24 protein-coding genes are annotated in these 19,311 nt (G+C 62.1%); all 24 read left to right on the forward strand.

From position 1 onward, the window contains the following. Positions 1–76 precede the first annotated feature (76 nt). The 24 genes from VMA09_10340 (at position 77) to VMA09_10455 (ending at position 19,304) form a co-directional block, all read left to right on the forward strand. On the forward strand, positions 77–862 hold the full coding sequence (locus VMA09_10340) for an alpha/beta fold hydrolase (protein ID HUA33993.1): 786 nt from the start codon (positions 77–79) through the stop codon (positions 860–862). Positions 863–935: 73 nt separating this feature from the next. Then, positions 936–1,583 carry a 2-phospho-L-lactate guanylyltransferase gene (gene cofC / locus VMA09_10345; GenBank protein ID HUA33994.1) on the forward strand — a complete coding sequence of 216 codons (648 nt, stop codon included), beginning with the start codon at positions 936–938 and terminating at the stop codon, positions 1,581–1,583. Between the two features lie 22 nt (positions 1,584–1,605). Beyond that, a complete protein-coding gene (locus VMA09_10350; GenBank protein HUA33995.1) occupies positions 1,606–2,376 on the forward strand; it encodes an MlaE family lipid ABC transporter permease subunit in 771 nt (256 codons plus the stop codon). A gap of 1 nt (position 2,377) precedes the next feature. Beyond that, positions 2,378–3,187: an ATP-binding cassette domain-containing protein gene (locus VMA09_10355; protein HUA33996.1), complete on the forward strand. Its 810-nt coding sequence runs from the start codon at positions 2,378–2,380 to the stop codon at positions 3,185–3,187. A gap of 12 nt (positions 3,188–3,199) precedes the next feature. Then, positions 3,200–3,676, forward strand: a complete 477-nt coding sequence (locus VMA09_10360) for an MlaD family protein (protein HUA33997.1) — start codon at positions 3,200–3,202, stop codon at positions 3,674–3,676. A gap of 18 nt (positions 3,677–3,694) precedes the next feature. Continuing rightward, positions 3,695–4,297, forward strand: coding sequence for an outer membrane lipid asymmetry maintenance protein MlaD (locus tag VMA09_10365; protein ID HUA33998.1), 603 nt, complete (start codon positions 3,695–3,697; stop codon positions 4,295–4,297). 19 nt (positions 4,298–4,316) lie between these two features. Beyond that, complete coding sequence (locus tag VMA09_10370; GenBank protein ID HUA33999.1) at positions 4,317–4,985, forward strand: ABC transporter substrate-binding protein; 669 nt, start codon at positions 4,317–4,319, stop codon at positions 4,983–4,985. A gap of 93 nt (positions 4,986–5,078) precedes the next feature. Then, positions 5,079–5,918 (forward strand): VacJ family lipoprotein, encoded by an 840-nt coding sequence (locus tag VMA09_10375; GenBank protein ID HUA34000.1) that lies wholly within the window; start codon positions 5,079–5,081, stop codon positions 5,916–5,918. A 216-nt stretch (positions 5,919–6,134) separates the two neighbouring features. After that, complete coding sequence (locus VMA09_10380; GenBank protein HUA34001.1) at positions 6,135–6,332, forward strand: hypothetical protein; 198 nt, start codon at positions 6,135–6,137, stop codon at positions 6,330–6,332. Positions 6,333–6,422: 90 nt separating this feature from the next. Beyond that, a complete protein-coding gene (gene rplU / locus VMA09_10385; protein HUA34002.1) occupies positions 6,423–6,797 on the forward strand; it encodes a 50S ribosomal protein L21 in 375 nt (124 codons plus the stop codon). 4 nt (positions 6,798–6,801) lie between these two features. Next, entirely contained in the window at positions 6,802–7,086 is a 285-nt protein-coding gene (gene rpmA, locus VMA09_10390) for a 50S ribosomal protein L27 (GenBank protein HUA34003.1), read from the forward strand. An 86-nt stretch (positions 7,087–7,172) separates the two neighbouring features. After that, the gene (locus VMA09_10395; protein HUA34004.1) at positions 7,173–8,198 is read left to right on the forward strand and encodes an LLM class F420-dependent oxidoreductase; all 1,026 of its coding nucleotides are present in this window, start codon (positions 7,173–7,175) and stop codon (positions 8,196–8,198) included. A 314-nt stretch (positions 8,199–8,512) separates the two neighbouring features. Beyond that, positions 8,513–9,526, forward strand: a complete 1,014-nt coding sequence (obgE, locus tag VMA09_10400; GenBank protein HUA34005.1) for a GTPase ObgE — start codon at positions 8,513–8,515, stop codon at positions 9,524–9,526. Then, positions 9,514–10,659, forward strand: a complete 1,146-nt coding sequence (proB, locus tag VMA09_10405; protein HUA34006.1) for a glutamate 5-kinase — start codon at positions 9,514–9,516, stop codon at positions 10,657–10,659. The genes obgE and proB overlap by 13 nt, the downstream gene beginning before the upstream one ends. Then, positions 10,656–11,912 (forward strand): glutamate-5-semialdehyde dehydrogenase, encoded by a 1,257-nt coding sequence (locus tag VMA09_10410; protein HUA34007.1) that lies wholly within the window; start codon positions 10,656–10,658, stop codon positions 11,910–11,912. Before proB ends, VMA09_10410 begins: the two co-directional genes overlap by 4 nt. A gap of 23 nt (positions 11,913–11,935) precedes the next feature. Next, positions 11,936–12,574 carry a nicotinate-nucleotide adenylyltransferase gene (nadD, locus tag VMA09_10415; GenBank protein HUA34008.1) on the forward strand — a complete coding sequence of 213 codons (639 nt, stop codon included), beginning with the start codon at positions 11,936–11,938 and terminating at the stop codon, positions 12,572–12,574. A gap of 81 nt (positions 12,575–12,655) precedes the next feature. Beyond that, the gene (gene rsfS / locus VMA09_10420; GenBank protein ID HUA34009.1) at positions 12,656–13,045 is read left to right on the forward strand and encodes a ribosome silencing factor; all 390 of its coding nucleotides are present in this window, start codon (positions 12,656–12,658) and stop codon (positions 13,043–13,045) included. 143 nt (positions 13,046–13,188) lie between these two features. Beyond that, positions 13,189–14,217, forward strand: coding sequence for a glycine cleavage T C-terminal barrel domain-containing protein (locus VMA09_10425; GenBank protein HUA34010.1), 1,029 nt, complete (start codon positions 13,189–13,191; stop codon positions 14,215–14,217). A 44-nt stretch (positions 14,218–14,261) separates the two neighbouring features. Continuing rightward, a complete protein-coding gene (locus tag VMA09_10430; GenBank protein ID HUA34011.1) occupies positions 14,262–14,405 on the forward strand; it encodes a hypothetical protein in 144 nt (47 codons plus the stop codon). Positions 14,406–14,453: 48 nt separating this feature from the next. Then, positions 14,454–16,010, forward strand: a complete 1,557-nt coding sequence (locus VMA09_10435; protein HUA34012.1) for an amidohydrolase family protein — start codon at positions 14,454–14,456, stop codon at positions 16,008–16,010. Continuing rightward, a complete protein-coding gene (locus tag VMA09_10440; GenBank protein HUA34013.1) occupies positions 16,010–16,756 on the forward strand; it encodes an enoyl-CoA hydratase/isomerase family protein in 747 nt (248 codons plus the stop codon). The genes VMA09_10435 and VMA09_10440 overlap by 1 nt, the downstream gene beginning before the upstream one ends. Before the next feature lie 56 nt (positions 16,757–16,812). Beyond that, the gene (locus VMA09_10445; GenBank protein HUA34014.1) at positions 16,813–18,360 is read left to right on the forward strand and encodes an AMP-binding protein; all 1,548 of its coding nucleotides are present in this window, start codon (positions 16,813–16,815) and stop codon (positions 18,358–18,360) included. A 50-nt stretch (positions 18,361–18,410) separates the two neighbouring features. Continuing rightward, positions 18,411–19,145 carry an enoyl-CoA hydratase-related protein gene (locus VMA09_10450; protein HUA34015.1) on the forward strand — a complete coding sequence of 245 codons (735 nt, stop codon included), beginning with the start codon at positions 18,411–18,413 and terminating at the stop codon, positions 19,143–19,145. Positions 19,146–19,148: 3 nt separating this feature from the next. Next, positions 19,149–19,304 (forward strand): hypothetical protein, encoded by a 156-nt coding sequence (locus VMA09_10455; protein ID HUA34016.1) that lies wholly within the window; start codon positions 19,149–19,151, stop codon positions 19,302–19,304. Positions 19,305–19,311 lie beyond the last annotated feature (7 nt).

Below are 19,311 nucleotides of genomic sequence, written 5' to 3' on the forward strand. Positions count from 1 at the left end.
GTCGCGCTGAATAGTTGTCGGCAGACAACAGTTGAATATGTTGGAGACGCAATCGGAACGATGTCAAGCTGAGTCCATGGCAGCCCTCGAATCCGGCGTAATCACCGTGCAACAAAGGCCGACTCGCGTGTGGCGCGGAGGCACTGGTGATGCGCTCCTGCTGCTTCATGCGGCCGGCGGCGACGCCTATACCGGATGGCATTGGATCTGGGACGATCTGGCGCGCGATTTCACCGTTATCGCACCCGATTGGCCCGGCTTTGGCCAATCGCAAGCGATGCCGATCTCGCAGGTCAATCTGTCGAGTCTGGCCGGCTGGGTTGAGGACCTGCGCGAGGTATTGGGCCTTGAGAAATTGTCAATCGTCGGAAATTCCTTCGGAGGAACATCGGCACGGCTCTACGCTGCTCAGTATCCCGCGCGGGTCGAGCGGCTGGCGGTGATTAACGGCGCCGGTCTGCCGGCCCCCGGCGCTCCGCTGCCGGCGATCGCCGAGATTGTTGCGTCGGGAAAAGTTTCTGGTCCCGACGATGTCGCGCGCGAGGTGCTGAAGCTAATGTTTCATGATCAGAATCTGCTCACGCCGCAACTCATGGCGGAGTTGAGCGCGGACATGCTGACAATCATGTCGATCCTCGGCAAGTTGGGAGCGAGCCCACTGCCGCAACACACGATGCCGAAAGCGCCTACGCTCGTGCTGTGGGGCGAAGGCGATCGCTTCGCGCCGCCTACGGTCGGTCAAGCGCTTGCCGCAGAACTACCGAAGGCCACGTTCAAGGGCTTGCCAAACGCGGGTCACCTGCCACAAATTGAGCAGCCCGCCGCGGTGGTGGCCGCATTGCGACAATTCCTGCTGGATTGATTCTGCGAGGCGACTTTTAAGCGGATGCTGCCGGCGTTGGATGCTTTTGGATGGTAGGTTATAAAGAATCGCCGTGCGTTCGATTCTGATTGCCGCCAAGGAACTCGATCACGCCAAGACGCGGCTTGCGCCCGCATTGCCGCCAGGAGAGCGGCGCGTCCTGGCCGAGGCGATGTTCCGCGACGTGCTCGCAGCGTCGCTGGCTTCGCGCGTGGCCGACCAGGTTGCAGTGATCACATCGGATCGATTGCTGCTCGAAGTTGCGCGCGCGGCCGGCGCGTACACGATCGATGAGGAATATCCGCGCGGGCTTAATGTTGCGGTTGGGATAGGGACGGCCCATCTCGCCAACCTCGGCGCGGATACGGTCTGTACGGTGCTGTCAGATATCCCGATGATCACTGGCGACGATATCGACGACGCCTTCCACGCGATGCCGCCCGCCGGGGCGGGCGTGGTGCTGGTGCCGTCGCGCGATTTCTCAGGGACCAACGTGATCGTGCGATCGCCCGCGGGCGTGGTGCGCACCCGCTTTGGCCGGATGAGCCTCGTCAAGCATCGCGAGGACTGCCGCAATCGCGGCGTTCCCTGCGAAGTTTTGCGCCTGATGCGGCCGGCGCTGGACCTTGACCTGACGACCGATCTCGCGGAGTTTGTACGTGCCGGCACGACGACGCATACGCACAACCATCTTGCCCGCCTCGGAATTGCCCATCACTGATATTCAAACCGGACCGATATCGATGGTTGGACTGATCGAGCGCCTCGGCGCCCTGATAATAGATGGGATTCTGGATCTCGGTTATTTCGTACTTTTCCTCGTTTACTCATTGCTGAATATCTTCCTGCCGCCCTACAAGCCGCGGCTGTGGATTCGCCAGATTCGCATCATCGGCGCCGACTCGACGATGCTGATCGTTCTTATCGGCACCTTCACCGGGATGGTGCTCGGGCTGCAGGGCTACAACACGCTCAATCGTTTCGGTGCTGCCGGCGCGCTCGGCACGCTCGTCGCGCTCGCGCTCGTGCGCGAGCTGGGTCCCGTGCTCGCGGCCCTTATGATCGCGGCGCGTTCGGGCTCGGCGATGGCGGCGGAGCTGGGCTCGATGCAGGTGACCGAGCAGGTCGACGCGCTTACCGTGATGGCGATCAACCCGGTCCAGTACCTGGTATCACCGCGGATGCTCGCCGGGCTCATAAGCTTTCCGCTTCTCACGACGATATTCGACGTGGTCGGAATCTACGGCGGCTACCTTGTCGGCGTGAAGCTGATGGGCGCGCCGCGGGGACCGTACTTCAGCGGAATCTCGTCCAACATGGACCTGCATGATATCGCGACCGGTTTCTGGAAGTCGGTGGTGTTCGGCGTAATCGTGATGTGGGTCTGCTGCTACAAAGGCTACAACGCCGAACGGATGGCGACCGGGGTGAGCCGCGCCACCACCGAGGCGGTAGTCCTATCAAGTGTGCTGATCCTCGCGTTTGATTATGTTATAGGCGCTATCCTCATCTGATATGAGCGGCGGAACCACAAACGGGACCTTTCAGAATGGCGCAGTCAGCAACGCGATCGAGGTTCGCGAGCTCTGCCGGCACTTCGGCCGTCAGCAGGTGCTCGATCACCTGTCGCTGGACATTCCCGAAGGCCAGATCACGACGATCGTGGGACCCTCAGGATGCGGCAAAACCGTGCTGCTCAAGCATCTGAACATGTTGCTGGTCCCCGATTCCGGTACAATTACGATTTACGGAACCGACGTGACGCGGCTCGGGAATCGCGGGCGCGACGCGGTCCGCGAAAACCTCGGCATGCTGTTCCAGGCGGGAGCGCTGTTCGATTCGATGACAGTTTACGACAACGTTTCGTTCCCGCTGGTCGAGAAAACGCGGCTGCCTGAAAACGAGATCCGCAGCCGTGTCGGCGAGACCCTCGCCGCTGTCGGCCTCGAAGGGATGGAGAACAAGTTCCCCTCGGAAATGAGCGGCGGGATGCAGAAGCGTGCGGCGCTCGCGCGTGCACTCGTGCGGCGGCCCAAAATCCTGATGCTCGACGAGCCCACTACGGGGCTCGATCCCACACGCACCGGCGCGATCCACGAACTGATCCGCGAAACGCAAAAGAAGTTCAACCTTACGGCCGTGATGGTCAGTCACGACGTGCCGGCGGTGTTCCAGGTCTCCGATCGCGTCGCGTTTCTCAATCACGGCAAGACTCATCTGAATGGAACCGTCGCGGAGGTGATGGCCGCCGACGACGCGGTCTTCAAGCGGTTCCTCGCCGGACGTGCCGCCGGCGACGACGACGGCGCCTCGCTCGGGGGCTGAAAAACCATAATCATGTACGCGAGCCGCACTACTAAAATCCTGGTCACGATTTTCGCACTTGCGGGATTAGCTGCGCTCGTCGTGCTGACGACATCGCTCCGCGGCGTCGCGATCTTCGAGCCGTCGGGCTACGTGCTCTATACGACCCTTGATCAAGACGCGTCAGGCCTAAAGGCGAACAATCCTGTCGAGTTGAATGGCGTGCTCGTCGGCAAGGTTCTCTCGGTTCGCCTCAAAGACCTGCGTACGCATCTGGCGCTCCTTATCGACGATGGTGTTCGGATCAATCGGTGCGCAACGGTGAGTCTCAAGACGGAAGACAGCGTGTTAGTGACGAAGTTCGTTTCGATCGAAAGCCAATCGAACGGGCCGCCACTTATGGCGCACGATACGATCGGCGGGTGTCACGGGCCCGTTGTACTGGAGCAGGCGATCGGCGCCTATGGGCCCCACGTTGAGCAACATTCGAGCCTGCGACGCGATAGCTAGAGGACGGAACCTACCCTAATGTACGCGAGCCGCACTACACAGTTCCTGGTTGGGATCTTCGCGCTGATCGGAGTCGCGGCGCTTATTGTGCTGTCGATCACGCTCGGCAAGGTGCAGATCTTCGCGCCGCCGGGCTACGTTCTCTATGCCAACTTCGACAATATCTCGGGGCTCAAGGTCGGCGATTCGGTGGACCTTGCCGGCGTGCATATCGGCAAGGTCGCAAGTGTCAGGCTGAAGGATTTGCGCGCACACGTGACGCTGTTTATCGACCGCGGCGTCGACATCGATAAGGACGCGATCGCCGGCATCAAGACCGAAGGTCTGCTCGGCAACAAATACGTATCGATCGCGCTCGGGCCGAGCGACAAGATGCTGACCGATCACGATACGATCCGGCAGACCGAATCAGCCTTCGTGCTCGAGGATGCGATTGGAACATTGATCAACAACCTCGGTTCGGGCGGGAGCAAGGACTGCAAGGACAAGGATTCCGACAAGCAGGCGAGCAGCGGCGGCCCGGCGTCGGGCGACGATATCAGCCTGCCACCCGGCGTCGCCGATTCCAAACCTTCGCCCGCGGCCAAGCCGTCTGCGGCGTCGAAGCCCGGCCAGAAGTGAGATAACAGCGAGATTACAAATGACCAACTTAATGATGAGCGATAAATCTTCGGTTTCACGGCTCCGAGCGATGGTGCGCGTTGCCGCCCTCGCGCTTTGTGCAACGATCCTTGGAGCCGGCGCGAACACACCAGCCCGGGCCGACGAGCCGATGAGCGTGGTGCAAACCACCGTCAACCAGGCGCTCGAGGTGCTGCGCAACAAATCGATTCCGCTCCCGCAGCGCCAGGATCAGCTGCGCAAGATCGTCGACGCGACCTTTGACTTCAAGGAAATGGCACGCTCGGCGCTGGGATACCATTGGCGGCAGATCACGCCCGACCAACAGCAGGAGTTCACCGACGCCTTCGTCGCGTTCATCCAGGATTCCTACCTCGGCAAGATCAACGAATACACCAACCAGCAGGTGCAGTTCGTGACGACCAAGAGCCTTGGGCAAGGTTATGCGCAGGTAAACACCGATATAGTCAAGCCGAGCGGCAATGGAGACGCGATTAAGGTCAATTATCTGCTCGAGCAGGAAGGCTCGAGTTGGAAAATCTACGACGTGACGGTTGACGCGATCAGCATTATCGCGAATTATCGCAACCAATTTAATCGCGTCATGAACAACCAAGGATACGATACGCTCATCAAGGATCTGAAGAGCAAACAAGCAGCGCTGGCTGCGTCCCTTGCCAACCATTGATGGATTCAAGGTGCGCGCCGCGCTATGCTGCGGGGTCTGAAATCGGTGGTGGTTGACGCCGACGGTCCTCCATTCAAGGAGAATAGAGCCAAGATGGAACGAGCTGCCAAACTCGCCAAGGGATCCGCCGCGCTTCGCGCGCTGGTCACCTCGGCATTCGTTGCAGGACTGTTCTGCGCGTCGTCTGCATTCTGCCAGGATGCCGCTCCGATCGCGCAAAACCCCACCGCGCAGTCGGCGGCTCAGGCCAAGCCGCTGCCCCCGGGCGAGAACGGAGGACCTCCGGGCGAGAACATGAGCGTGCGCGCCGATCCGCTCGAACCGTTCAACAGCGCGATGTTTAAATTCAACCTCAAGCTCGACGACTGGGTGCTCCATCCGGTTGCATCGGGCTACGCCTTCATCGCGCCCGAGCCGGTGCGCAAAAGCGTCGGTCACTTCTTCAACAACGTCGACGTGATCCCACGCCTGGCCAACAATCTCTTCCAGTTGAAGATGGCTGAGGCGGGTGTCGAGGTGGCGCGCTTCGGAATCAACAGCACACTTGGCGTGGCGGGATTTTTCGATCCAGCCAAGGACTGGTTCGGACTTGACCAGCATGACAACGACTTCGGACTGACGCTGCGCTACTGGGGCGCGCCGACTGGTCCGTACCTGATGCTGCCGTTTTTTGGTCCATCGACGATCGGCGACACCATCGGCAAAGTCGCCGACGGTGCAATGAATCCCATGGACTACTTGCTGCCGTGGTACGTATACATACCGGCGAACGCTGGATGGCGCATTGGCGAGGCGGTGAACTATCGCTCGATGCATCTGAACCAGTTCGAAGAGGCCGACCGCTATGCGATCGATCTCTACGGCGCGGTGCAGGATGCGTACATGCAGCAGCGCGACAACACGGTGAAGAAGCTCCACGAAGAAGAGTGGTAAGCTGAATTAGTTTCGACGCTGGCGCGCCGCGAGCGATATGCTCGCGGCGCGCTGTTTTTGGCTCTGCCTCGTATTCGACATGCTCGGAATCAACGCCGCCGCCTGGCCAAGGTTTCCCTTCCCGGTGCGGGAAGGGGACAGGGGTTAGGTCGTCTGTCTTGATTCTGACGGAAGGAAGACTCTCGGATTAGTCCGCTGACAAAGGGAGGCCGTCAAATGAAGACCCTCGGAATCATCATTGTGTTGGCCGGTGTGATGCTCTGCGGCGTTACCGTGCTGCTCGCCGCTCGCGCCACCGGCGAGAATCAGGTTGCATCAGTCGCCGTATCGTTGGCCTCGATCGGCACGGTGATGGCGGGCGCGGTCGTAATCTGGGCCGCTCGCGGCGGAATTGACCGCCCACGGTCGGCATAAGCGACTGAAACTGGTAGCCAATAATCGCGAAGCCACGCCGCATTGACAGGCTCGGCGCGCTCGGATACTTAAATTTGTTCCGGTAGAGAAATGTTTGCAATCGTAAAGACAGGCGGAAAGCAGTATCGCGTCGGCGTCGGCGACCAGATAACGGTCGAGCGGCTCGAGGGTGACGTCGGCGCTCAAGTTTCCTTGAATGAAGTTCTGGCAGTCGGCGGCGACGCACCTAAGATCGGTACGCCGATCGTTGATGGTGCATCGGTGACGGCGAAGATTGTCCAGCAGCCGCGCGGCACCAAGGTTATCGTCTTCAAGAAGAAGCGGCGCAAAAATTATCGCCGCAAGCGCGGTCATCGCCAGGAACTTACCGTGCTCAAGATCCAGTCGATCTCGGCCGACGGTTCCGAACCGGTCGCATCGAGCTCGAACGAACCCGCGGCTGAAACGCCGCCGAATCAGGAGTAACGCCGTGGCTCACAAGAAAGGCCAAGGCTCTACGCGCAACGGCCGCGACAGTCCCGGACAACGCCGCGGTATCAAGATTTACGACGGCCAGACCGTCAAGGCCGGCAATATCCTCGTGCGCCAGTGCGGCACCCGGATCCATCCCGGACGCAACGTCGGTCTAGGGCGCGACTACACGATTTACGCGCGCGTCGATGGTGTGGTTAAGTACGAACCGCGCGGCGAGAAGCGGCAGGTGAGCGTCGAACCGCTCCCGACCAGCGCCGGAGCAGCCGGGGCCGATGCGTAGCGCTTAAGCCGCATCGTAATTTCGATCGTCATAAGCCCCGCGCACTCCGCGGGGCTTTTCATTTTCAGACGCCGGAGGATTTCATCATGCGACTCGGTCTCGTTACCGGATATTCAGGTGCCCAGATGGGCATGCCGATGGACGTCATTCTCGAGGCGGAAAAATGCGGCTTCGATTCGGTGTGGACCGCGGAGGCCTACGGCTCCGACGCGATCGTGCCGCTCTCGTGGATCGCCGCGCTCACCAAGAAGATCAAGCTCGGCACCGCGATCATGCAGATGCCGGCGCGCACGCCCGCAATGACAGCCATGACCGCGATGACCCTCGACGCGCTCTCGGGCGGCCGCTTTATCCTCGGTATCGGCCCATCGGGACCGCAGGTGGTCGAAGGATGGCACGGCGTGCCCTACGGCAAGCCGCTCCAGCGCACCCGCGAATACATCGATATCGTGCGTATGGTGCTGGCGCGTCAAGTGCCCGTCGAGCATCACGGCAGCGAGTTCCGCATCCCCTATGACGGCCCCGGCGCGAGCGGCCTCGGCAAGCCGCTCAAAAGCATCCTGCACGGCCGCAAGGACATGCCGATCTACACCGCATCGATCAGCCCCAAGGGAATCGCGCTGGCGGCTGAGATCGCCGACGGTGTGATCCCGGTCTGGATGAATCCCGAGCGCTTCGATCTTTACGACGGGCCGCTCAAGGAAGGCTTCGCGAAGTCGGGCGGTAAGAAGTCGATGGCCAACTTCGAGGTCGCGCCGTTCGTGACCTGCGTGATGGGCAACGACGTCGAGAAATGCCGGATGCCGGTGAAGTCGATGCTCGCGCTGTACATCGGCGGGATGGGCGCGCGCAAAAAGAATTTCTACAACGACTACGCCAAGCGCCTCAACTACGAAGGCGAGGCAGTGGAGATCCAGGACCTGTACCTGACCGGCAAAAGAAACGAAGCAATCGCGCTAGTGCCGGACAAGCTTGTCGACGAAGTCGCCTTGGTCGGTCCCAAAGAAAGAATCAAAGAGCGCCTCGCCGCGTGGAAAGCCTCCCCAGTAAAAAGCATCCTGATCGGGAGCGGCTCGATCGACACGGTGCGAGCGCTCGCGGAGATGGTATAGCGACCCAAGTCGCGAGCGCTCGATCTGAATAACCTCGCCCGCAAAGCGGGAGAGGTCGGATGGCGAGGAGCTTGAGATGTCTGAGTTCAAGCTGCTTGCCATCCGGGCGAGGGTGCAGCGGCGGGAGCGTGCAGGAACTTCTCGCTGCTAACATTCTGCCAGCTTCGAACGCCGCACCCTCACCCGCACGTCACGGCGCATGCGAAAAAAACGCAACCGCTGCGCCGCGCGACCTCTCCCGCGATGCGGGCGAGGTTATTTGGGAAATCGGAGAGGCCCCATACACTCGCAGCAACTATATTGTTCGAACCGCCATGCGATTTATTGATGAAACTCGGGTTTTTGTTAAGGCCGGCAACGGTGGCAATGGGGCGATTGCGTTCCTGCGCGAGAAATATCGCCCCTTCGGCGGGCCCTCGGGCGGCGATGGCGGCAATGGCGGCAGCGTCATTATCGAAGTCGATGAGGGCCTCTCGACGCTGCTCGATTTCAAGTACCAGCCGCGCCTTATCGCGCGCGACGGCGAGTCCGGCCGCGGCAAGCAGCAATACGGCCACTCCGCCGACGATCTCGTCGTGCGCGTGCCGCCTGGCACGATCGCCTTCGACGATGAAACCGGCGAAGTGCTCGCCGATGTTGTGATGCCCGGCTCGCGCGCCGTGATCGCCGAGGGCGGCAAAGGCGGCGCTGGCAATATGCATTTCGCGACCTCCACTCGCCGCGCGCCGCGTATCGCGACTCCCGGCACGGCGGGTGTCCAGCGATGGGTGCGGCTCGAGCTGCGCCTGGTCGCGGAAGTCGGCCTCGTCGGCCTGCCCAACGCTGGCAAATCGACTCTGCTGCGCGCGCTCACCGCCGCGCGGCCCAAGGTCGCGTCGTATCCGTTCACGACGCTGACGCCGAATCTCGGCCGCGTGCATATCACTGATGAGGAGAGCTTCTCGATCGCCGATATCCCGGGACTTATCGAAGGTGCGCATCTCGGGCACGGCCTCGGAATCCGATTCCTGAAGCATCTGTCGCGTACCCGCGTCCTGCTTTACGTTCTCGATATTGCAGACAAGCCTGACGAGGCGTTCAAGACCGTGCGCGGCGAGCTCGAAGCCTTCGACGCGTCCCTGCTCGGGCGTCCCGCGCTCGTCGCACTCAACAAGATCGATCTCCTGGGCGAAGAAGACATTGCGCGTGCGACGCGCGAGGTTGTATCCGCAACGAAACTCGAAGTGGTGACGATCTCCGCCGACAAAAAACTGGGACTCGAACCGCTCGTTGCGCGGCTCGCCACGATGCTGCATGAGTTCGATCAGCCCGCCACATGTCCCACCTGAGCTACAAGGCGGAAATCGTCGCCCGCGCGCGCCGCGTCGTGATCAAAGTCGGCAGCGCCGTGCTTTCCGATGCTGACGGACTGCGTGCCGACGTAATCGATCAGTTAGCATCGCAAGTCGAGGATGCCGTTCGCGCGGAACTCGAAATCGTGATCGTAAGCTCGGGCGCCGTCGCCGCCGGCCGCGCGAAACTCGGCAAACTCGGCGGCGCGACGATCGCGGCGCGCCAGGCCGCCGCAGCCGCGGGGCAGATCGAGCTGATGTCCGCATGGGCGCGCTCCTTTGCGGCTCATGGCAGAACCGTCGGGCAGATTCTGCTGACGCATCAGGATGTTGCCGAGCGTAAGCGCAGGGCCAACGCGAATCAGACGATCTCGGAATTGCTCGGAGCGGGCGTGATTCCGATCGTCAACGAAAACGACACGGTCGCGGTCGAGGAAATCCGCCTCGGCGACAACGACGAGCTGTCGTCGCTGGTCGCAAGCCTCGTGCAGGCCGAGTTGCTGATAATCCTGAGCGACGTGCCGGGCGTGCTCACCGGCGATCCGCGCAAGCGTCCCGACGCGAGTCTCGTCCCCGTCATCACCGATCCTGAAGCCGGGATGCGCGGGCTGGTCGCCGAAAGCGCGGGTCCGCTTGGCAGCGGCGGGATGGCGACCAAGCTCAAGTCGGCGCGGCAGGCCGCGCGCGCGGGTATCGCGACGATTATCGCCCCGGGCCGTGAGCCCGGCACGATCACGGCCGCGCTCGATCCGGCGCGCGAAGTCGGCACGCTCATCGTTCCCGCCAGTATCCGGATGAAAAGCCGCAAGCATTGGATCGCCTTCGCGCTCAGGCCCACGGGCGAGCTAGCAGTCGATCGCGGCGCGGCCGAGGCGCTCAAGACCAAGGGCCGCAGCCTGCTCGCCTCCGGAATCCGCGAAGTGCGAGGAGAGTTCGGCGGCGGCGACTGCGTGAGCCTGCGCGATCCCGACGGCGTCGAGTTCGGGCGCGGCCTCGTCAACTATCCGGCCGCCGACGTAATGAAAGTGGCGGGGCGCCGCTCCGCCGAGATCGCATCTTTGCTTGGCTACAAGGTTGCCGACGAGATCATACATCGGGATAATTTTGTCTTGCTCAAGGAACTTGAATGAGTCTCGAAGCTGAAGTAATTGGCGCGCTCGAGCGTGCCCGCGCCGCCGCGCATCCGATGTCGCTCGCGACCACGGAGCAGAAGAACGCGGCGCTGCGCGCGCTCGCCACCTCGATTCGCGCAAACTGCGAGGCGATCGTCGCCGCCAACTCAAAAGACTTGAAGCGCGCGCGCGACGATGGCCGCACGGGAGCGTTTATCGAGCGACTCACGCTGAATGCGTCACGAATCGAGACGATGGCGAAGTCGGTCGAGGAGGTCGCCGCCTTGCCCGATCCGGTCGGCGGCGTACTCGAGGAATTCACGCGTCCCAACGGTCTCACGATCAGAAAGGTGCGCGTGCCGCTCGGCGTGATCGCGATCATTTACGAGTCGCGGCCCAACGTGACGATCGATGCGGGCGCCCTCGGATTCAAGTCCGGCAATGCGATCGTACTGCGCGGCGGCAAGGAAGCGCTCGAGGCCAACTGCTGTCTCGCCGATCTCATCATCGCGGCGATCCAAGGCGTGGGTCTCAATGCCGACGCGGTCACGCTGATTCGAAATCCCGACCGCGAAGCGATTCAGATCATGAAGCGGCAGACCACGCTGATCGATTTGATAATCCCGCGCGGCGGCAACGCGCTGAAAGACGCGCTCGCGGGATCCGCGGTGCCGCTGCTGCCGCATTTCGACGGCCTCTGCAACACCTACGTCGATCGCGCCGCCGATCTGAAGATGGCCGAGGAGATCTGCTTCAACGCGAAGTGCTCGCGGCCCTCGGTCTGCAACGCGATGGAGAACATGGTCGTTCACTCGGCCGTTGCGGAGCAATTCTTGCCCGCGATCGCGTCGCGATTGATCGCGGCCGGCGTCGAGTTGCGCGGCGACGAGCGCGTTTGCAGAATCGTTCCGCAAGCGAAGCCCGCTGCACTGAGCGAGTTCGATACCGAATATCTCGACATGATTCTTTCGATTGCGATCGTCGACTCGCTCGACCAGGCGATCGCCTTCGTCGAGCGTCACAGCTCGCATCTGGCCGATGCGATCGTGACCGGGGATCCGGCCGCGGCCGCGCGCTTTGAACGCGAGGTCGATTCGGCTACCGTTTACGTCAACGCGTCAACCCGCTTCACTGACGGCTTCGAGTTCGGGTTTGGCGCCGAAACCGGCATTTCAACGAACCGCCTGCACGCGCGCGGTCCGATGGGACTCAACGAGCTGACCACTTACAAGTACGTGATTGAGGGCACCGGGCAGGTAAGGATCGTTTAGGCCGCAGTCTTTGGGGTTTGCAGGTGCGGGTAGGACTGTTCGGCGGAAGTTTCAATCCCATTCATCTCGGACACTTGCGCTCGGCTGAGGAAGTGCGCGAGGCGCTGAAGCTCGACCTGATTTATTTCATCCCGGCCGCCTCGCCGCCGCATAAGGCGGAGGGCGATCTCGCCCCCGCCGAGCATCGCCTGGCGATGGTGCGCCTCGCGACCAAGGGCAATCGCCATTTCATGGTCTCGGATATCGAGGTGCGGCGCATGGGGCGCTCGTTCACGATCGAGACCGTCCGCTACTTCAACTCGACGCTCCGTCAGCCCGCGCCGCTCTACCTTATGATGGGGATGGATCAGTTCAACGAATTCGACACCTGGCGCGAGGCCGACGAGCTCGTGCGGCTGTGCAATCTCGCCGTTCACACAAGATTAAACGAGGAGCAGGACGGGCCGTCGCGAATTTCGGTTGCCACGCTCGATCGCTTTGGCTACAGTCGCAGTGACGATCACTACGTGCATCCGAGCGGAAACACGCTTTCTTTCGTTCAAACCACTTTCCTTCCTATTTCTGCCACCGCGATCCGCCACAAGCTCCAGCAAGGCGAGTCGATCAACTATCTCGTGCCCGGCGATGTCGTCGATTATATCAAGCGCCACGCGCTCTACTGAGGTTTAGGAACTGGGTATTCCCCGCCAATCCGTATCAGCCCTACATACCGCCGCGGCACGCAGCCGCAGCGAGAGGAAGCAGTGACAGCAATCGAAAAAGCCTATGCTGCCGTCGAGGCGGCACTGGACAAGAAAGGCTATGACCTGGGCGTGTTCGAAGCCGAGCATCTGAAATCGGTCGCCGACTATTTCATGGTCGTGACGGGACGCTCGGACGTTCAATGCCAGGCGATTGCGCGCGGAATCGAGGAACGCCTCGCCACCGCAGGCGCTCGCCCGCTTGCGATCGAAGGCTTTCAGCATGCGCACTGGATCCTGCTCGACTACGACGACGTCGTGGTCCACGTCTTCTACGAACCGGCAAGAGAATTCTACAGACTGGAGACCAACTGGCTCGACGCAAACGCAGTCCCGCTCCCGGAGCCTCTCAGCCGGCAAGCGAAGGAACTGCGTCTACACGCCAGCGGCTGATTCCTGTCCCCGATCCTTCAACCCCTCTCCCTGGTCAGGGAGCGGGATTTTCGGACCTGGCGAAAGTGGGCCGGTTGTTCCGCGATGCGCGGGTCTGTTAGATGAATCCTTAGCGTTGTATCGAACGGGTCTGGGCGAAAATCGTGGATCATCATGAAATGGGCGCCAGCGCGGGCGACGTGACCGCGCCTTCTGCCGCCTTCGCCACCGGCTATGATGCCGCGACGAAGGCCGCAGGCGTGCGCGTGATGCGCGAGCGGATGGTCGTGCGCGTGGTCGGCGACGATCGCGTCTCGTTCTTTCACGGGATGTGCAGCGCCGATGTGAAAGGCGCATCGGCGGGATCGATACTGCCCGCGCTCTTTCTCACCGAGCATGCTCATGTGATCGCTGATCTCTTTATCTGGGTGACGGATGATTCGCTCCTGCTCGAAATCGACTCTGGTGCATGGCAACGTACGCGAGAGCATCTCGAACGACTGCTCGTCGCAGACGATGTTGAGTTCGAGGATACAGACCTTGCCGTCATCGACGTCGAGGGTCCGCGATCATCCGATACTGCCGCGCTCCTCGGCGCTCGCGATGCATCGTCGCCGCAATCATGGCGCTATCTGCCAGTTAACGAATTGCTGATCGGCAACCTGCCGCGGGTTGGATCTCCTGCGTTCACGATTCTCGCGCCTGTGGAGCGTGCGGATTCGATCGCCGCGAAAATCATTGCGGCGATTCCGGGCGCGGCCGCGATCGATGATGCCGTCGTCGAAACGCTACGCATCGAAAACGGTCTCGCGCGTGCCGGCGTCGATACTGGCGAGAAGACGCTCGCGCTCGAGGCTCGCCTCAATCGCGCGATCTCATTCAACAAGGGATGCTACCTGGGCCAGGAAACGATCGAACGTGCGACCGCGCGTGGAGCATTGAAAAAGCAGCTCTTTGTGCTTAAGTTTCCCGCCGGAAAGATTCCGCCCGCGGGCGCGGCGCTGATGCTCGACGGCAAGGAAGTTGGGCGTGTGACGAGTACGGCGATTTCGCCGCGCGCAGGCACAATTGGCCTCGCGATACTCCATCACAGCGCATGGGCCGCGGGTACGAAACTCAGCCTCGACGGCGACGGCGACGCCGCGATCGTTGGTGACATCCCCTCGCAATCGAGCGGACGAATGTTAGATTGAATCATGCTTTCACGCCGCCAGCGTGAAAACAGGGAGTTGAAAAGATGGCTAACACTCTTGGAAAGCGATACATGTGCGAGAAGTGCGGTACCGAGGTACTCTGCAACAAGGCCGGCACCGGCGAGTTCGAGTGTTGTGAAGTGCAGATGAAGATCAAGGAGGCCAAGCCGCTTCCATCTTCCGACTGACGTAGTGGAACCGCCCGCGTAATGCGGACGGCGTGGTGATTGCCGCAAGTGACATCGACGCCTGGGAAGGCCGACCTGGTGCTGCATGAGGGCGTGGTCCTGGGACATCCAGGCAGCGACTCGGTAGCACTCGGCGGCGGATTTATCACGGCTCACGGCTCGTACTCGGATCTAAAGTCGGTGGTGGGTCCTCGCACCCACCTCATCAAGCTCGCTGGCCGCGTCGTGGCGCCAGGTCTCGTCGATTCGCATCTGCATTTCTTCGAGGCCGCAGCGGTCACGACCGGAGTCTCGATTCAGCGCTGCCAGACGATCAAGGACCTCCTCGCGGACCTGCGCGTGGCTGCGGGCCGCACTCCGCCCGGCAATTGGCTGCGCGCCTTCGGATGCGATGAGGCGCTGCTCGCCGAGAAACGCGGACCGACGCGCGCCGAGCTCGACCTCGCGATTCCGAAAAATCCCATTCGCCTGCGCCATCAGACGCTCCACGCCTCGTGGCTCAATTCCCGCGCGATCAATCTGCTCGGCCTCGAAGCTCCGGGCTTCGCGCCGCCCGAGGGTGCGACGATCTACACCGATGCTGCGGGGAAGCCGAGCGGCCTCGTGCTCGGGATGGAAGAATGGATCACGCGGCATCTGCCGCTGGTGACCAAAGCCGAGGCTGAGGCACGCGCGCGCACGATGAGCCGCGAGCTATCCGCCGCCGGCGTGACCGCGTTCACCGATGCGACCTCGCGCAACAGTGCCGTCGAGGTGGAAGCGTTTGCGAAGTACGTGCAATCGGGCTCGATCTGCCAGCGCGTTGGCGTGATGATCGGCGCGCCGCATCTCGATTCGGCTGAGCAAGCGTCCGCACTCGCAAACGCCGCCGGCATGCGGCTGGCGGGCGCCAAGTTCATGCCGGGCGCGGGCTACGATGGTGAGGCCACTGTCTCTTTGACAGCGCAGGCAGCGACGATGGGCCTCGACTGCGCGTATCACGTCACCGAAGTCGAAGAACTCGAGCAGGCGCTCCTGGCGATTGAAGCGACCCGGCCGACGCTCACCGAAGCGCAGATGCCGGTTTTTAGAATCGAGCACGGCGGCACGATTCCGCCGAACTATATCGATCGAATCACCGCCAGCGGCGCGTGGGTGGTGACAAATCCCGGCTTCGTTTATTTTCGCGGCGCCAAGTATCTCGCCGATCCCGGCATGGTGCCTCATCTCTATCGCGCCGAGAGCCTGCGCAAGGCTGCGATTCATCTCGCGGGCGCGACAGATGCGCCTGTCACTCCGGCGCGCCCGCTGGCCGCGATCGCCGCCGCGATCTCGCGCACGACGGTGCAGGGCAAGGAGTTCGGGCCTAACGAAAAGATTGCGCCCGACGAGGCTTTCGCGATGTTCACCCGCGCGGGCGCTCGCTTGGCGCGGCTTCGCGCAGGTGTGATCGAGCCGGACAATCTTGCGGACTTGATCGTCCTGCCGCGCGACCCGACGACGCTCAAGCCCGCCGACCTGATGAACATGCAGGTCGATCTGACGATCGTCGGTGGACGCGTTGTCTATGAGCGCGGCCGTCCTGCGGTCGCCAATAGCGACAGCGCCGATCTCCATTCAGCCTGATGCCGGAATCATCCGCCGACGCGGTTCTCTATGAGAAGCGCGGCCCCATCGCATGGGTCACGCTCAACCGCCCCAAGCAGTACAACGCTTACAACGTAGCGATGCGCGACGCGCTGTTCGGCGCGCTCAACGCCGTTCACGACGACCATGAAGTCCGCGCGATGGTGCTCTGCGGCGCGGGCTCGGCGTTCTCGACCGGCGGCGACCTCGCCGAGTTCGGATCCGCGCCGTCGCCGACCGTCGCGCGATGGGTCCGCTTTCGCCGCGACGTGTGGGGCACGATGCGCTCGTTGCCGATCCCGACGATCGCCGCGATTCACGGCTTTACGGTAGGCGGCGGGCTCGAGATGGCGCTCATTTGCGACTTTGCCATAGCTGCCGACGATACGCGGATTTGTCTGCCCGAAACCGGCTCGGGAATGATCCCCGGCGTCGCGGGAACGCAGACCGCCTCGCGCCGGCTCGGGCTCAGCCGCGCTCTCGATCTCTGCATCACCGGCCGTTGGATTGACGCGCAAGACGCGTTACTTGTAGGTTTGGTCGCCGACGTGGTGCCGCTCCCGGACCTCGAGCGCCGCGCCCTCGAAATGGCGCACGCGGTGGGTCGCCTGCCCCGCGAAACCTCCGCAATGTTGAAGCTTGCGGTGTGGGGTGGGCTGGAGTTGCCGATGCGGGACGGCCTCGAACTCGAACGGCATCTGGCGAAACGCCTTGAACAGATTACGGCGCGGGTTGCCCGCGGCTGAAATCCGTTCGCCTCGCCATTGGATTGAATTGAAGCGCTCAGGAGGCTTCGCGGTTAGTGAACACGGTTAACTTCGTAACGATTCCGTCCGCTATCGTACCCGACCAGGAAATCCTGGTTTTCGGCGAAAAGCGGCTTAACTTTGCAGAGCTTGCCGAGCGAGTGGGGCGTCTTTCCACCGCTTTCAAGCAGTTCGGACTCGGCCAGCGCGACGTGGTTGCCGTGCTGGACACCAACTCGGACCTCTATATCTCGTGCTACTACGGCGCGGCCAAGGCGGGACTAACGTTCCTGCCGCTAAACTACCGGGCCAAGGAAGCCGAGCTCGAGTACATGATCAATACCGCGGCCGCCAAGGTCCTGCTGGTCGGCGATCGCTATCTCGATCTCGTTGCGAAGCTCCAGCCCAAGCTCAAGGTCGAGCAGATCGTGGCGATGGGCGACGGCCGGAACGGCATGCCGCGAATCGGCGAGATCATTGCGAAGTCGGATCCCGACGAGGGCGAAGCAGAAGTCGATGACGAGGACACCTCGATCCTGATGTACACGAGCGGTACCACGTCGCTGCCCAAGGGCGTGATGCTCTCGTTCCACGACTTCACCGCCTACGTGACGGCGAATGTCGATATGGCCGACGGCACCGATCGCGGCACGGCGCTCGTGTGCGTGCCTTTTTACCATATCGCCGGGACCACGGCGTACATGTCGAATGTCTGGACCGGCAGGCGCCTCGTTATTATGCCGCAGTTCGATGCGAAGACGTGGCTCGATCTCGTTCAGAAGGAGCACGTCACGCATGCCTTCGTCGTCCCGACGATGATGAAACAGCTTATCGACGATCCCGCCTTCGCCAAGACCGATCTCACGAGCCTGACCAACGTCGCCTACGGCGGCGCGCCGATGCCGGTGCAGGTAATCCGTCGCGCGATCGAGGTCTTTCCCAAGACTGTCGGGTTCGTGAACGCATATGGCCAGACTGAGACGACCTCCTCGCTGACGGTGCTCGGCCCCGACGACCATCGGATTCAGGGCACGCCCGAGGAAGTCGAGCTGAAGCTGAAGCGCCTCAATTCGATCGGCAAGCCGCTCCCCGACGTCGAGATTCGCGTGCGCGACGATGACGGCGCGTTCCTCGATATCGGCAAGATCGGCGAAATCGTGATTCGTACGCCGCGCATCATGAAGGGCTACGCTGGGCGCGAGGATGACGCCAAGCTCGCCGACGGATGGCGCGCGACCGGCGATCGCGGCTGGATCGACGACGACGGCTACGTGTTCTTCGCCGGCCGCAAGGACGACATGATCATCCGTGGCGGCGAGAATATCGCGCCCGCCGAAATCGAGTCGGTGCTGATGAGCCATCCGGGTGTCGATGAGTGCGCGGTCATCGGTATCCCGTCGGTGGAATGGGGTCAGACGGTCAAGGCCTTCGTCGTTCCTCGCAAAGGCGCGAAAGTTACCGAGGAAGATCTCAGCGAGTATTGCCGCAGCCGTCTTTCGAGCTTCAAGCGGCCCGAAACGATCGAGTTTATCGACGAGCTGCCGAAGAATCCGCTCGGCAAGATCCTGCGCAAAGATCTGCGCGCCGCTTCCGGAGAGATCTGACGCCGCGCCGAGCTAAAGCCGCCGCAAAGCGGAAAACTCGCCCAACCACCGTGGCCGGTGCGGTCGAGGTCGCACTCGCCAACGGATGCGTAACGGCGACGCTCAACTTCGGCGACGCGCGCGCAATCCTCGACGAGACGATGGCTGCTTCGCTGCTCGAGGTCTTCGAGCAGGTCGAGGACGATGACGACATCCGGATGCTCGCGATCACGGGCAGCGGCGCGAATTTCTGCCGCGGCTTCGAGCGCAATTGCGATGCGCGCCTGGTCGAATCGCTCGCGGTTATCTCGAAACCTACCGTCGCGATTATCAACGGCTTTGCGATTGACGAGGGCCTCGAGCTCGCGATGGCGGCTGATATCCGCATCGCGCTTGGCGCTGCGCGCCTGGCGATGACGCAGCTGAATCGAGGCGAGCTGCCGCGCTTCGGTGGCACGCAGCGACTGCCAAGGCTCGCGGGTGCTGCGAATGCGCTCCGCATGATGCTCACGTCGGCCTCGATCGACGGAAACGAGGCGGCGCGAATCGGCCTCGTCAGTTACCTCGCCAACGGCCATGTGCAGCTCGCTCAGATCTCAGCGCAGGTCGCTCAGGCTATAATAAGTCGTGCGCCCGTCGCGGCGCGGCTGGTCAAGGATGCCGTCCTCAAGGGCTACGACATGACGCTCGACCAGGGCATCAGGCTTGAGGAAGATCTCTATGCCCTGCTACAAACGACAGCCGACCGCGCCGAGGGCGTGCGGGCGTTCCTGGAAAAACGCAAGCCGCTCTTTCGCGGCGCGTGATCGATGATTACTACATTCCTGAAGGAGTTCCGGTTCACGATGCCTAATCAGCTTGGAAAAGTTTATATCTGCGGCAAATGCGGCTCGCAGGTAATTGTCACCAAGGGCGGCACCGGCGCACTCAAGTGCTGCGGCGCCCCGATGGAACAGAAGAAATAGGCGAGCA

Source organism: Candidatus Binataceae bacterium (assembly GCA_035508495.1).
GTDB lineage: Bacteria > Desulfobacterota > Binatia > Binatales > Binataceae > JASHPB01.

Coding starts and splice junctions, on each gene's coding strand:
- VMA09_10340 (HUA33993.1), top strand. CDS start 77: ATGGCAGCCCTCGAATCCGGCGTAATCACCGTGCAACAAAGGCCGACT.
- VMA09_10350 (HUA33995.1), top strand. CDS start 1,606: ATGGTTGGACTGATCGAGCGCCTCGGCGCCCTGATAATAGATGGGATT.
- VMA09_10355 (HUA33996.1), top strand. CDS start 2,378: ATGAGCGGCGGAACCACAAACGGGACCTTTCAGAATGGCGCAGTCAGC.
- VMA09_10360 (HUA33997.1), top strand. CDS start 3,200: ATGTACGCGAGCCGCACTACTAAAATCCTGGTCACGATTTTCGCACTT.
- VMA09_10365 (HUA33998.1), top strand. CDS start 3,695: ATGTACGCGAGCCGCACTACACAGTTCCTGGTTGGGATCTTCGCGCTG.
- VMA09_10370 (HUA33999.1), top strand. CDS start 4,317: ATGACCAACTTAATGATGAGCGATAAATCTTCGGTTTCACGGCTCCGA.
- VMA09_10375 (HUA34000.1), top strand. CDS start 5,079: ATGGAACGAGCTGCCAAACTCGCCAAGGGATCCGCCGCGCTTCGCGCG.
- VMA09_10380 (HUA34001.1), top strand. CDS start 6,135: ATGAAGACCCTCGGAATCATCATTGTGTTGGCCGGTGTGATGCTCTGC.
- rplU (HUA34002.1), top strand. CDS start 6,423: ATGTTTGCAATCGTAAAGACAGGCGGAAAGCAGTATCGCGTCGGCGTC.
- VMA09_10395 (HUA34004.1), top strand. CDS start 7,173: ATGCGACTCGGTCTCGTTACCGGATATTCAGGTGCCCAGATGGGCATG.
- obgE (HUA34005.1), top strand. CDS start 8,513: ATGCGATTTATTGATGAAACTCGGGTTTTTGTTAAGGCCGGCAACGGT.
- proB (HUA34006.1), top strand. CDS start 9,514: ATGTCCCACCTGAGCTACAAGGCGGAAATCGTCGCCCGCGCGCGCCGC.
- VMA09_10410 (HUA34007.1), top strand. CDS start 10,656: ATGAGTCTCGAAGCTGAAGTAATTGGCGCGCTCGAGCGTGCCCGCGCC.
- VMA09_10430 (HUA34011.1), top strand. CDS start 14,262: ATGGCTAACACTCTTGGAAAGCGATACATGTGCGAGAAGTGCGGTACC.
- VMA09_10440 (HUA34013.1), top strand. CDS start 16,010: ATGCCGGAATCATCCGCCGACGCGGTTCTCTATGAGAAGCGCGGCCCC.
- VMA09_10455 (HUA34016.1), top strand. CDS start 19,149: ATGATTACTACATTCCTGAAGGAGTTCCGGTTCACGATGCCTAATCAG.